Origin of the sequence: Nonomuraea sp. NPDC050202 (genome assembly GCF_040656115.1) — a bacterium.
Taxonomy (GTDB): Bacteria; Actinomycetota; Actinomycetes; order Streptosporangiales; family Streptosporangiaceae; genus Nonomuraea.
Genome location: NZ_JBFALF010000089.1, coordinates 1 through 11,390 on the forward strand (window position 1 = coordinate 1; position 11,390 = coordinate 11,390).

General features: G+C 67.7%; 11 protein-coding genes and 1 pseudogene. 3 read left to right on the plus strand and 9 right to left on the minus strand.

Translation table 11 applies throughout. The annotated features are described in order from the left end of the window. Window positions 1-314 precede the first annotated feature (314 nt). The 3 genes and pseudogenes from AB0I79_RS62590 to AB0I79_RS62600 all read right to left on the minus strand — a co-directional run. Window positions 315-774, minus strand: a pseudogene (locus AB0I79_RS62590) (transposase); the annotation flags it as partial. Between the two features lie 402 nt (window positions 775-1,176). Further along, window positions 1,177-2,757: a hypothetical protein gene (locus AB0I79_RS62595; RefSeq protein ID WP_357896009.1), complete on the minus strand. Its 1,581-nt coding sequence runs from the start codon at window positions 2,755-2,757 to the stop codon at window positions 1,177-1,179. Window positions 2,758-2,917: 160 nt separating this feature from the next. Beyond that, the gene (locus tag AB0I79_RS62600; protein ID WP_357896012.1) at window positions 2,918-3,067 is read right to left on the minus strand and encodes a hypothetical protein; all 150 of its coding nucleotides are present in this window, start codon (window positions 3,065-3,067) and stop codon (window positions 2,918-2,920) included. A 35-nt stretch (window positions 3,068-3,102) separates the two neighbouring features. Between AB0I79_RS62600 and AB0I79_RS62605 the strand changes: the two genes are divergently transcribed. Beyond that, window positions 3,103-3,294 (plus strand): hypothetical protein, encoded by a 192-nt coding sequence (locus AB0I79_RS62605; RefSeq protein WP_357896015.1) that lies wholly within the window; start codon window positions 3,103-3,105, stop codon window positions 3,292-3,294. A 188-nt stretch (window positions 3,295-3,482) separates the two neighbouring features. Here the strand turns inward: AB0I79_RS62605 and AB0I79_RS62610 are convergent, their stop codons facing one another. Then, window positions 3,483-4,058, minus strand: coding sequence for a hypothetical protein (locus AB0I79_RS62610; RefSeq protein ID WP_357896018.1), 576 nt, complete (start codon window positions 4,056-4,058; stop codon window positions 3,483-3,485). Continuing rightward, the gene (locus tag AB0I79_RS62615) at window positions 4,055-4,726 is read right to left on the minus strand and encodes a hypothetical protein (RefSeq protein WP_357896021.1); all 672 of its coding nucleotides are present in this window, start codon (window positions 4,724-4,726) and stop codon (window positions 4,055-4,057) included. The genes AB0I79_RS62610 and AB0I79_RS62615 overlap by 4 nt, the downstream gene beginning before the upstream one ends. 547 nt (window positions 4,727-5,273) lie before the next feature. On the opposite strand from AB0I79_RS62615, the gene AB0I79_RS62620 reads away from it, so the two are divergent. After that, complete coding sequence (locus tag AB0I79_RS62620; protein ID WP_357896024.1) at window positions 5,274-5,621, plus strand: hypothetical protein; 348 nt, start codon at window positions 5,274-5,276, stop codon at window positions 5,619-5,621. Window positions 5,622-5,726: 105 nt separating this feature from the next. Here the strand turns inward: AB0I79_RS62620 and AB0I79_RS62625 are convergent, their stop codons facing one another. The 4 genes from AB0I79_RS62625 to AB0I79_RS62640 form a co-directional block, all read right to left on the minus strand. Next, a complete protein-coding gene (locus AB0I79_RS62625) occupies window positions 5,727-6,119 on the minus strand; it encodes a helix-turn-helix transcriptional regulator (RefSeq protein ID WP_357896027.1) in 393 nt (130 codons plus the stop codon). Beyond that, window positions 6,116-7,345 carry a site-specific integrase gene (locus AB0I79_RS62630; protein WP_357896030.1) on the minus strand — a complete coding sequence of 410 codons (1,230 nt, stop codon included), beginning with the start codon at window positions 7,343-7,345 and terminating at the stop codon, window positions 6,116-6,118. Before AB0I79_RS62630 ends, AB0I79_RS62625 begins: the two co-directional genes overlap by 4 nt. 173 nt (window positions 7,346-7,518) lie before the next feature. Further along, on the minus strand, window positions 7,519-7,977 hold the full coding sequence (locus AB0I79_RS62635; protein ID WP_357896033.1) for a hypothetical protein: 459 nt from the start codon (window positions 7,975-7,977) through the stop codon (window positions 7,519-7,521). Next, window positions 7,965-8,834 (minus strand): phosphoadenosine phosphosulfate reductase family protein, encoded by an 870-nt coding sequence (locus AB0I79_RS62640; RefSeq protein ID WP_357896036.1) that lies wholly within the window; start codon window positions 8,832-8,834, stop codon window positions 7,965-7,967. The genes AB0I79_RS62635 and AB0I79_RS62640 overlap by 13 nt, the downstream gene beginning before the upstream one ends. Window positions 8,835-8,915: 81 nt before the next feature. On the opposite strand from AB0I79_RS62640, the gene AB0I79_RS62645 reads away from it, so the two are divergent. Further along, window positions 8,916-11,390: Tn3 family transposase (locus AB0I79_RS62645; protein ID WP_357896038.1), on the plus strand; the 2,475-nt coding region annotated here is incomplete at its 3' end.

Consider the following 11,390-nt stretch of genomic DNA (forward strand, 5'->3'; position numbering starts at 1 on the left):
GTGAGAAAGGCCTCCGCTGGGGCGGTCGACCACTCACACCGGCAGCCTGAACCCCTCACCCAACCCGGTGATCGTTTCCGGTCACAGCACTAGCGCTAATACTCACCAGTAGAGTCCCGGCCCACCAGGTCCTTCAGAGAGCCGTTCAGCGAACGCGGCTCGGGGTGGGCGTAGACGATGAGCGTCTTCATGGCTGTTCCCTTCAACGAGGTATGTCGCCATGGATGCTCGGCCGCCGAGGCCTCGTCGTTCAGGGGCGCCTCTTCCATCGGACGGGACTTCCTGGTAGTAGCAGGACCACCTCCCCGTGCGGCGAAGGCGCGCTGCTCGGCCTTGCACTGCTCGGCGAGCTTGGTGATGACCGGCGCCGACAGTCCGGTGCCGGTGCCGAGGAACTGGCCCAGTGCAGGGACGAAGTCGCCGGCGGACAGGCCGTGCAGGTAGAGCAGCGGCAGCACTTCGGTGATGGCCTGGCTCTTGCGGCACCACGGCGGCAAGATCGCCGAGGAGAAGCGCCGACGTTCACCTGTGGCCTCGTCGATGCGCTTGTCGTTGACCCGCGGGGCACGGACCTCGATCGCGCCCGCGCTGGTCAGCACTTGCCGGGGGCTGGTGGTGGCCGTTACGGACGACCAGGCGGCGGCCGGCCTCGTCGCGTTCGTCGGCGAAGGCGGCGATGTAGGCGTCGACCTCGGCCTTGAGCGCTTCGGCGAGCATCCGGCGGGCTCCCTCGCGGACCAGCTCGTCGATCAGCGCCGGGGTCGGGGCGGGCATGGCGGCGGCGTGGTCGCCGCCGGCGGGGTCAGGGACTACGGTGAGCACGGGTGTGTCTTTCCGGCCGACGTTGGCGCGTCGGTCATGCTTGGAATCACATGATCACCGGGAAGGTACAACCCTTCCCGGTGATCCAGAGATCTCAAGCATTGCTCCACGGGGATTCTGACCTGCTCTAACGCAATCGCGTGTACCGGGTGACAGCAGTCTTACAGACTCGTCCGCCGCGTACGAAGTCGGCACGGTCCTGCAGACGTGGGCCACTACCCGGGAGTGGTGGCGGGAAGACATGCCGTTCGACGCTCCGCTGGACGTGTGGCACTACCAGGTTGAGGCTTCGTCGGGCCTGGGGCTGTCGCTTGATGTGGCCCATCGACGGTGGCGGCTAATCGGCTTCGGCAACTAGCTCGCGTTGTGTTCGGACGGCGGAGCCTCAGCCGTCAACGCCAGCACTTCCGTATGGCGCTGCAGTGCCGTCAGGATGATGTCCGGGCGGGTGGTGAGGATCGGGTTCCGACGCAGCGCCTCCACTTCCAACTGGCTCAACTCTCGGCGCACGACCGTGCCTGCGTGCTTGACCACGAGCAGCGTCCCGTGGTGGATGATCGCCGAATCCAAGGTCCCGATTGCCTCCATAACCTTGGCGAAGGCTTCGGCTTCTTTCTGGTTCACCTCGGCCTGCCGGTTGTCGAGACCGTACAGTCCGGCCGCTCGCACCGCGAGCGCGGCACCGTCATCGAGGTGCTCCTCGGCGCCCTTCTTGACCCGGGTCAGCATCGTCTTCCAGAAGGACCCAATGATGGGATCTCCCTTATAGAAGATCTCGATGCCTTGGGCTGCCAACCAGTCTTTCACCGCCGTTTCGACGGCCCGCTGCTGATTCTCATCGTTGATGAAGATCGTCAGGGTCGACGCATGCGGCTCCACCTCGGCCCTGGCCTCCCGCTTTGCGACTTGAGCACCCAGCGGGTCCCATTGCTGTGACTCGGAGCCCCGCACCATAAATGCACCCTGCGCGTACAGTGCTGCGTCCTCCGGCCACATCGTGAGCTGGATCTGCTGCCCCGCCCCTCTGACCACGTCGTGCAGGTTGCCGCCTTCGAGCCGGGGGATGAGGAACAGCTCGTCGTCCCGGTAGTCCGGGTCCGCGCGCAGCCAGGCATCGAAGCCGTCGAAGTCGGTGAACCCCGCCGCCAGGTACGGCACGATCCGCCTGAACAGCTTCGGCCAGATCACCAGCCGCTCCAGCCCGTCCAGGTCCCGTACGGTGGCTGCGCCGTTGGGGTCGGCGGTCGAGCGCGGCCAGATGCCGACGGCCTTGCGCCTGGCCGCCTGCGGCACCTCCGCCAGATGCGTGCGCAGCTCGGCGGGCAGCGTGGCGTAGAAGGCCGGGTAGACCAGCCCGGCGGCCAGCAACTGCACGTTGACGGAGTGATCCACCAGCGGCGGGTCCACGAACAGGGAGGCCCCGTCGGCACCTGGGTGGTCCCCGGCGTAGACGAAGGCGATCAGGCGGCCGTTGGCGTCAATGCCGTTGGTGAGCACGTGGCCGCGGATGGAGTCCTGGTCGGCGGAGCGCACCTTGTTCGGAAGGTCCTCCCAGAAGCGCACGTTCGTGAAGCCGAGCAGGCGCAGCAGCTCGTCACGGGCCGCGTTCGCCCCGTCGAGCTCCTGGTGGGTCTCGGCGAAGTGCGTCTCCAGCGCGTCGATGGCCTCCAGCCGTACGGAGATGCCGCGGGCGTTGATGTTCGGCGGTCGGCCGGAGCGCCGCGGCAGCGCCTCGACCAGGCCCGGCGAGTCGGGCAGGAACTTGACGGTGTCGCCGTCGAGCTCCGGGCCCTGACGTGGCAGATCGGGGTACCTGATGACGAAACTGCCGCATAACAGCGTGTAGCTCATGGTTGCCCCCCCGTACGAGCTGATGATAATCCCCCGACTGGTAGTAGCCAGCGGAGCGTAACTCGCATAAGGGGCATCGTCCACGTGCCCGTCGGCGGTACAGCACGATGAACGCGACCATGGCGCCCATGTTGATCAGGCTCAACAGCAGCGCGAGAACCTGGGCGACGCAAAGCCCCGACTGGTCTACGGTGCCCGGCGACCTGCCCGCACGGTCTGGAGGACCTCGGGGATGATGATCGACCTAGACATTGAGCGCGATGGAGCGCTTGGCCGCCATCGCCGCGGAGCGCAGCGCCGCGGTGAGCGAGACGTCCCGCTGAAGTTCCGCGGCCGCGTGGTGTGCGAGCTGCCGACCGATCTGCCGCTGGATGTGCTGGAGCCGCTGACGCACGTTGCGGTGATTCTGGGCCTGATCGTGCGACGGCGTTGGACGCGGCCCGCTCCAATGACCCGGACGCCGCCACCATGGCCGTCCTCGACATGGTGATCGACCAGCTCGTCATCAACAAGAAGCTGCCCGACCAGGTGATGGCGGCCGTGCATCAGATGGCGGTTCGGCTGCTGGGCGAGCAGGGGTTCGCCGACTTCTGCGCGCTGCGGCCCTTCGCCGCGCAGTAGCACACGACGGGCAGTGCGCCACACCTGGAGGCCTCCTGACTCCGCTCGCGTTGACGTGTGAGCACCTGCACGGCGGCACGCTGGTACGCGTGGCCGGCGAGGCGGACGCGCTCAACGCCGTCCACCGAGCGCTGGTCTGGCATGACGGTCGCTACCTATGAGAAGCGCTTCCCATGTTCCCCGGCCGGCTATTCGGGACCGGCGGGCCTGCTCAGTCGGATGCGGCTGGCGACATAGCTGGCCCGGTCACCTCCGCTGGCGAGGTGCCAGCGAAAGGCAGCACTGTCGGAGATTCCCAGCAGATCGGCCACGAGCTTCCAATGCACCTGGTCGACCATCGCGAGCAGAGCATCGTTGCGAGCTCGGCGAGCGTTGGGGACTCCCACCTGACGCAACCGTGCGGTGAGTGTCTCGGCGGAGATCGGCCTTCCTGGCCGTTGTCCCGTGAACAGGTACGGCGAGGCCGCGCCCTGGCCGGCTGTCTCGCGCTCGTCGAGGTAGAGCGCGAGGATCCTGGACAGGCGCGGACGCAGCCACAGCGGGTCCGTACCGGGCTGGAGCCCAAGCACGCCAGGCTCCTGGGGATGCGTGGTCACCTGTTGGGTGGTCAGGCGGGCGATGCGCGTGACGTGCTGGGCGTACTGCAGGACCAGGCACCCGGCGAGGCGGTCGATCAGCGCGATGCTGTCGTCCTCTTCCAGCCGGACGGCCAGCAGGACGCGCTCAGTGTCCGGCATGATCGACCGGTCCTCGGTGATGGTCATCGCGGCGACGCCGATCCCGCTGGGCGCGAGACCGCGCGGGCGCCGGCCCACACGAGGAAGCGTTTGAGGTCGCCACGCTGCCAGGGGCGGTCGCGGCACCAGCGGTCGACCAGATGCTGCGGGCAGTCGCTCAAGCTGGCTTCCTGCTCTCGCAGCAGATCGAGGAAGCCCTGAGCGGTGGTGAACTGGCCGAACACGTAGCGGACGCTGCCGGACAGGGTGCCGTCGGCGCCGGTGCGGTTGTGCAAGAACGGCAGCAGGTACCAGCGCAGGAACGGCCCGAGGACGATGCGATCCCCTTCGTGAGGGATCTCCGCCAGCGTCTGGTGCAGCCGGAGGTGGGCCTGTGCGAGCTGCTCGTTTCGGTCCTCCAGGAGGCCGCACAAGACCAGCAGCGTCCGCAGGTGCGACACGCTCCGGGTCTGCCGGAGCTGATCGAGACCGTGATGGCTGCACGCCACCTCACCGGCGGCCAGCCGCCTGAGTAAGGCTCCGCCCCGCCCTTTGAGGAAGGCGATGAGGCTGTAGGGGTTGTCGTAGTACTGCTGGAGGAACTCGGCGAGAGGCTCCAGACGGCGCGCGGCCTGGGAGGGGGATGCCAGGGCGGACTGCAGCAGATTCGCCGCCGTGCACCGCGGACAGGTGCGGCGGGCATGGATCCTGCCCATGTCGCCGCACCTGGCGCAGGTGTAGGTGAAGCGAACGCCGGTACACTCGGGGCAGACGGGGCCGTGCTCGTCGTGACGGTAAACCGGACGCCTTTGCCGGCAGCTCGAGCAGACAGCGTGGGTGAAGCGGACGGCATCCACGCACGCCAGGCACACGGGCCCTTCGGGCCAGTGACGCTCGGCCCTGGCGATGAGGCCGCACCGCGCACAGGGCAGGCGTAGCTTGCCGTAGCAGCTTCGACAGCGGGGATGCCCGTATTGGGGCGAGACCACGACCATCGGGTAACGGCCGCAGTCGTGACACAGCCGGACACCTGGCCGTTGCCGCGCCCAACAGGATCCGCAGTAGCGGCGGTTGTCGCGGTTGGCGATGATGGCGCGGAGCTGTCCGCAGCTGGAGCAGGTGAAGCGGTGGGCCGCACGCCAGCAGCTCGCACACTGCGGACCGGCGTCGTCGCGTAGCACGACCGGCCGCATTTTCCCGCAATCGCGGCACGGTTCCGGTGCTCGCAGCCGCGCCGAACAGGTCGAACACAGGTTGTCCTGTTTGAGCTTGATGCGTGCCGTCTTCCCGCATCCCGAGCACATCGCGGGCGGAGCGGCCCGATCGCGGCAACGGCGGCAGAGCGGGCCATCGGCGGTGTTCCTGGCGACGATGCGCAGCTCACCACAGACGCAGCACGGTTGTTTGTTCCACTTCGCCCAGCAGTGGTTGCACAAGGGCTGCCCGCTGCGGCGGGCCGTCACCGGCCGGATGCGCTGGCAGCTTCCGCATCGCTCCGGGTGGGCCTTACTGTGGCACGTGCCGCAGAAGCTTCCCTGGTCGGTGCGTGCGGCCGGCACGACCATCCGCCCGCAGCCGGCGCACGGCTCCTTGGGCCGGGTTGCCTTGTAGCACGCGTTGCACAGCTTGCGGGCACGGGTGTTCAGGGCGAAGGACCGGTCTTGTCCGCACTCGTCGCAAGGTCCTCGGCGTGGTGTTGGCATCGCTGGCCGTCGGTCAGCTCTCGGCGTCGAAGAAGCTGGCAGGCAACAACGGGCCCTCGGGCAGGGGCTGGCGTGGCCGTGCTGGCGGTTGCGAGCCCGTGGTGGTGGCCTGGTCGTCGGGCTCGAGCGGAACGACCAGGTCCTCGAACCGACAGTCGAGGATCTTGCACAGCGCCAGGATCAGTTCGATCGGCATCTTCGGCGGCTTGTCGGCCTTGACCAGCCGGAAGATGGAGCTGCGGTCGAAGACGAAGCCGTGCTTCCGCAGTTCGGGGATGAGTTTGGTGGTGGTGTACCAGTTCTTGCGGACCGCCATGAGTTCGCGAAGGCGCCACTCGTAGCGAGGCTGCAAGGTAGCCAGCGTCGCCTCGTCGTCTGGCTCGGGGTCGGGGACTGCCTTGATCATGTGCGTTTCCTGCCCGTTGGAGTGGTGGAGGGAGACGGATCGTCGGCTGGCTGGTCCAGTTCGGCTTCGGCGTCGGCCTGGGCGAAGGCCGTGCTCAGCGCCTCTTGCTCGGCGGCGTCCAGGAACTCCCGCACCTTGGTGTTCTTATAGTCGCTGGTCAACGCGGTGTAGATCGCGGTGGTGGCTCCATGGGAGTGTCCCACCTGCTCGGTGACGAATTGAGCGTCGTAGCCGGCCTCGATAAGCCTGGTGACGTAGGTGTGCCGCAGGCAGTGGACGCATAAAGCCTCGGGCAGTTTTCCCATAGCCCGCCAGTGCGCGAAGCGGTCGTTGACCGACCGGGGCGAGAGCACGTCACCGCGTTCGGTGGGGAACATGGCGCCGTCGTCGTGGCGGTCCTCGTAGTACAGCGGGCGGACATGTGTCAGGTAGTTACTGATCGTCGTGACCGCCCAGGGCCATACCGACACCACCATGCGCCGCCGCGGCGGCTGGCCCGCCTTGGCCTTGCCATACCTCACGGCAAGCCCAGCATGATCGCCGAACTCTCGTAGTTTGGCCTGACGCCGCCAGTCGTTGACCTCCAGCAGGGCCGCCTCCTTTCGGCGGAGCCCCCACCCGTAGATTGTCGTGAACAATGCCAGATCACGCGCCGCCGTCAGGGCTCCCTTGTGGCCTGCCGCGCGAAGACGCTGGATTTCCGGGTCGATCTGGCCGAAGAACCGGCGCACCTCCTCCCGCGACAGCGGGCGGTTGCGGCTTGGTCGGCCGATGTACTCCTGCACGTGGCGTACGCGATTGAACTCGTGCAGCACCTGAGCGGGGAAGGTGCCGAACAGCTCCAGGCACACCCGCGGCCACTCATAGGCCGCGTCGGTGAAGTACTCGAGGAAGTTCTTGAGCCTGAGCTGGCACATCCTCATTGTGGAGGCCGCGACCTGCTCGGCCAGCATGGACGACCATCGGTCGAATAGGACGTGATTCCATGCCGGTTCCCACGGATAGGCGGCCGCGAACGCTCGGACCTGCCGCACCGTCTTCACCCGGCTCGCGATCGTGTCCGGTTGCAGATTCCGGGCCTGCTGGTGATCTGTGTAGCCGTCCAGCAGCTTCTCGAAGACGACCTCGGCTGGCCGCAGCATCGGCACTCCAGGAACCACCTGGAGCGTGGCCAGGCCTCGAATCGGCGTCGCCAGCGCCTCGTGGTCCCGTTCCGAGCCTGCCATCTCGCCTCCGCCTGCTGCGCTTGATGGTGCACCCAATACATCAAAGGTGTAGCACGTTCAACGCCGCACGGTATAGAGGAGGTAGCGAAAGGTCCGGCAGATGCCGATGTGATAGAACTCGTCCAGCGAGAGGGACGAAGGCGCCCAGGCGTGATTGCCGGATGCGGGCGTCCTCAGATGGTGCGCACGGCGCAACTCTGCTCAGACTCCCCGTTCCCGGCGACGGACGGGCCGACGACGAACCTGCCCAGTTCCAGCGACTCTTCATTGGGGACGAGCTTGGCGAACGTCTTCGGCAGCACCTTCTCGTGCTGCGGCACGGACAGGGCGGCCACGCCGACCAGGCGGGGCATGCCGAGGTCGAGCACGTCGGGCTCGGGCCCGTGCTCTTCGTCAGCCAGGTGCGGCCACAGGTCGTACAGGCCGTACGTGAGCCGCACCTGCGGCCAGGACCCGCTGTAGTGCCGGGCGATTGTCCAGTCCCGGGCGATGCGGTGGTTCACCGGGCCGACCTCGTATCGCTCCTTGCGGAAGCCGCCGAGCCGGGCGTACCGCCAGGCGTGCACGCGCCCGTGTCCCCATCGCTGGCAGGCGTCCTCGGTGACGCCCAGCTCGCGTATCAGTCCGCGCACAGCATCTCCAGCATGGCGTCATCGACCGGCGGCGCGACGTAGTGGGACACGTCGACGTCGACGTCGGCGGCCAGGACCAGGGCGCGGCGCGCCGCCTGCAGGAGACGGATGGTCTGCGCCTCGGCCCGGCCGGACACCTTGTGCTCGGGCCACGGCTCGCACGGGTGGCCCTTCTTGGTGACGCCCTCGCCGCGGGCGATCGGCGTGGAGGCGATCCACTGGCGGACCATCTCGTACAGGGCGAGCGCCAGGTCCGGCGCGGCCGGGTCGCCGGCGGCTTCGGCGCGGGCGGTGGCCAGCGCGGCGGCGATCTCCCCGATCGACACGGCGAGGGTGAAGCGGTGGCCGATCTCAGCCTCCGCAAGCCGGTAGTCCTCCAGCAGGCCGCCCAGGAGGGCGCCGGCGAGCATCAGATCGTCCAGGCTGCCCATGATGCAGATGGCGCAGCTCAGCCTGCCAAGTCGCCAGCTGTAGGCGGCGTGCGGCTGGAGTCCGGCGGCCTTGATCTGCTCCCAGACGTCGCGGATGGACCAGGTGTGGATCGGAAGCCAGCGGGTGATCGTCCGGATGCTGGAGGACCAGGACTGGTTGATCATGAGGGGCGGCTGGTTCGCGCGGTCGGTGGACTCCTCGGCGCGCAGCCCGAGGCAGTACAGGACGCGGGCGGGCCGGTCCCGGGTCCAGCCGAGATACAGGTAAAACCGGCCATGCGTCGATCTTGAGAACGTCAGGCGTGCCTCCTGCGGGTCCGGGTTGAGGGCATTCGGTACCCGGCGCCGACTTCCCGTGACAGGTGGCGCGTAATCTCGGAAGCCGCTTCTCGGGACGCGGGAGAGTGCCGACCCTAGATTCCGCATTCCGTCTCGCGCATTGTGTTTGGTCGGCTACAGTACGACCCATTCTGTGGTGATCGGGGCTGCTGGGGAAGGCTGTGCCTGATGGCCTCGATCGACAAGACCGCCTACCCGCGGTTCAAGCGGACCATCTCCGAGCGCGAACTGCGTGCGGCGTACTCGCCGAGCCTGGCAGAGATGGACTGGGCGCGGGAGATGACCGACAGCGATGAGACCCGGCTGTCGCTGATGGTGTGGCTGAAGTGCTGTCAGCGGCTGGGACGGTTCCCGCGTCTGGCCGAGATCCCGGCTCAGGTGATCGAGCACGTACGGGATGAGCTGGGTCTGCCGGAGCAGGTCGGCATGACGGACGTGGCTGAGCGGACGGGACGCAACCACAAGGCGCTGGTGCGGGCCCGGCTGGGGCTGGACGGCGATCAGGCCGCTGCGCGCAAGCTGGCCGAGCAGGCGATCCGGCTGGCGGCCAAGACCAAGGACCACCCGGCCGATCTGATCAACGTGGCGCTGGAGGATCTGGCCAAGAACAGCTGCGAGTTCCCGGCGTTCTCCACTCTGGATGATTTGGCCTCTCAGGTGCGCGCGGAGGTCAACGGCGGCATCTTCACCCTCGCCTACGGCCGTATGGGCTTCGACGATCACGCGCGCCTGCTGGCGATGCTGAAAGTGGATCCGGCCACCGGCCGCAGCGGCCATGACCGGGCCAAGAAGAGCGCGCCGCGGGCCACGGTGACCAAGCTGCGCCTGCAGCTGGACCATCTGGCCTGGCTGGATGGCATGGCGGGGGCCAGCGACGCGTGGCTGAAGGGGGTGCCCGCTTCTAAGATCGCGCATTTCGCGGCCGAGGCGCGGGCGCTGGACGCCGCCGAGATGCGCGACTACGGCGAGGTCAAGCGGATCGTGCTGGAGGCATGTCTGCTGCACCAGGCGCGGGTGAGGGCCCGTGATGACCTGGTGACCATGCTGTGCAAGCGGATGAACACCATGCACAACAAGGCCCGCGAGCTGCTGGAGACCATCCGCGCCGAGCAGCGCCAGCGCAACGAGCGGATGCTGGCGGTGCTCGGCGACCTGCTGAGCGCGGCCAAGGAGGTCGACCTGGCGGCCAGGAACGCGCCGAACCCGTGGACGGCGGTGCGTCACCGGCACGAGACCGGCCGGGCGTTGCTGGAGACGATCGAGACCAACGGCGGCCTGACCAGCCTGATAGCTGAGCACGAGGCGCTGGCCGCCTTCCACGGCGACAACTACCTGCCGCTGCTGGACCGCTTCTACCGCTCACACCGCGGGTTGCTGCTGCGCCTGGCCGGCGTACTGGTGCTGGAGCCGGCCAGCACGGACCGCAGGCTGCTGGAGGCGCTGGAGTTCGTACGCACCAACGCCACCCGCACCAGCGAGCTCATCGGCGACGAGTACACCGCCGAGGAGGAGGTCGTCGATGAGACGACGGGCGAGGTCTCCACCGTGACGGTGCGCAAGCACGTGGACGTCTCCTTCGCGCCGGAGGCCTGGCAGAAAGTGATCGCCGACAAGCGCCGCCCCGGCAAGCTGGTGCGCCGACACTTCGAAATCTGCGTCTTCTCCTGCCTGGCGGACGAACTGGTGCGCGGCGATGTGGCGGCGGTTGGCTCGGAGGCCTACGCCAACTGGCAGTCCCAGCTGCTGAGCTGGGAGGACTGCCAGCCACACCTGGCCACCTACTGTGCCGAGGTCGGCTTGCCCACGACAGCCTCGGAGTTCGTGGAGCAGTTGAAGATGCGGATGAAGGACGTGGCCGCGGCCGTGGACGCGGGCTACCCGGACAACGCCGACCTGCTCATCGACGAGCGGGGCCGGCCCTCGCTCAAAGCCCGTAAGTCCGCAGGGCACAGCGCCGAGGCGCTTAAGCTGGCCACGGCCGTCAAAGACCGGCTGCCAGAACGCTCCCTGCTGGAGATTCTGACCCGGACCACCCGGCACCTGCGCTGGTTCCGGCACTTCGGGCCACTGTCGGGATCGGAGGCCAAGCTGGCCGACCCGCTGGAGCGCTACCTGCTGGTCGCCTTCACCTACGGCTGCAACCTGGGCGCCGCCCAGGCTGCCCGGCATCTGGGCGGTCGCATCAGCGCACACGAACTGTCCTACACGGTGCGCAAGCACGTCACGCTGGCCGGCCTGAATAAGGCGATCGCCGACGTGGTCAACGCCTATCTGCGCCTAGACCTGCCCAAGTTGTGGGGGGAGGGCAACGCGGTGGCCGCCGACGGCACCAAGTACGACATCTACGTGGACAACCTGATCGCCGAGTTCCACATCCGCTACGGCGGCTACGGCGGAATCGCCTACCACCACATCGCCGACAACTACATCGCGCTCTTCTCCAGATTCGTCCCGTGCGGGGTGTGGGAGGCGGTCTACATCATCGAAGGGCTGCTGGAGCAGGAGAGCGAGGCAGCCCCCAAGGAGATCCACGCCGATACCCAAGGTCTTGTTGTTACATGGACACATCTTGTCCCGCTAACCCCGCTGGTACCAGGATTCGACCGGTCGGGCGGGGAACGGGTCGACTGGCTCCGGAGGTGT

Excerpts from the sequence above, each read along its gene's own strand:
- AB0I79_RS62615 (WP_357896021.1), bottom strand. The coding sequence starts at position 4,726 with ATGGGCAGGATCCATGCCCGCCGCACCTGTCCGCGGTGCACGGCGGCG.
- AB0I79_RS62610 (WP_357896018.1), bottom strand. The coding sequence starts at position 4,058 with ATGACCATCACCGAGGACCGGTCGATCATGCCGGACACTGAGCGCGTC.
- AB0I79_RS62625 (WP_357896027.1), bottom strand. The coding sequence starts at position 6,119 with ATGATCAAGGCAGTCCCCGACCCCGAGCCAGACGACGAGGCGACGCTG.
- AB0I79_RS62640 (WP_357896036.1), bottom strand. The coding sequence starts at position 8,834 with ATGCGGAATCTAGGGTCGGCACTCTCCCGCGTCCCGAGAAGCGGCTTC.
- AB0I79_RS62630 (WP_357896030.1), bottom strand. The coding sequence starts at position 7,345 with ATGGCAGGCTCGGAACGGGACCACGAGGCGCTGGCGACGCCGATTCGA.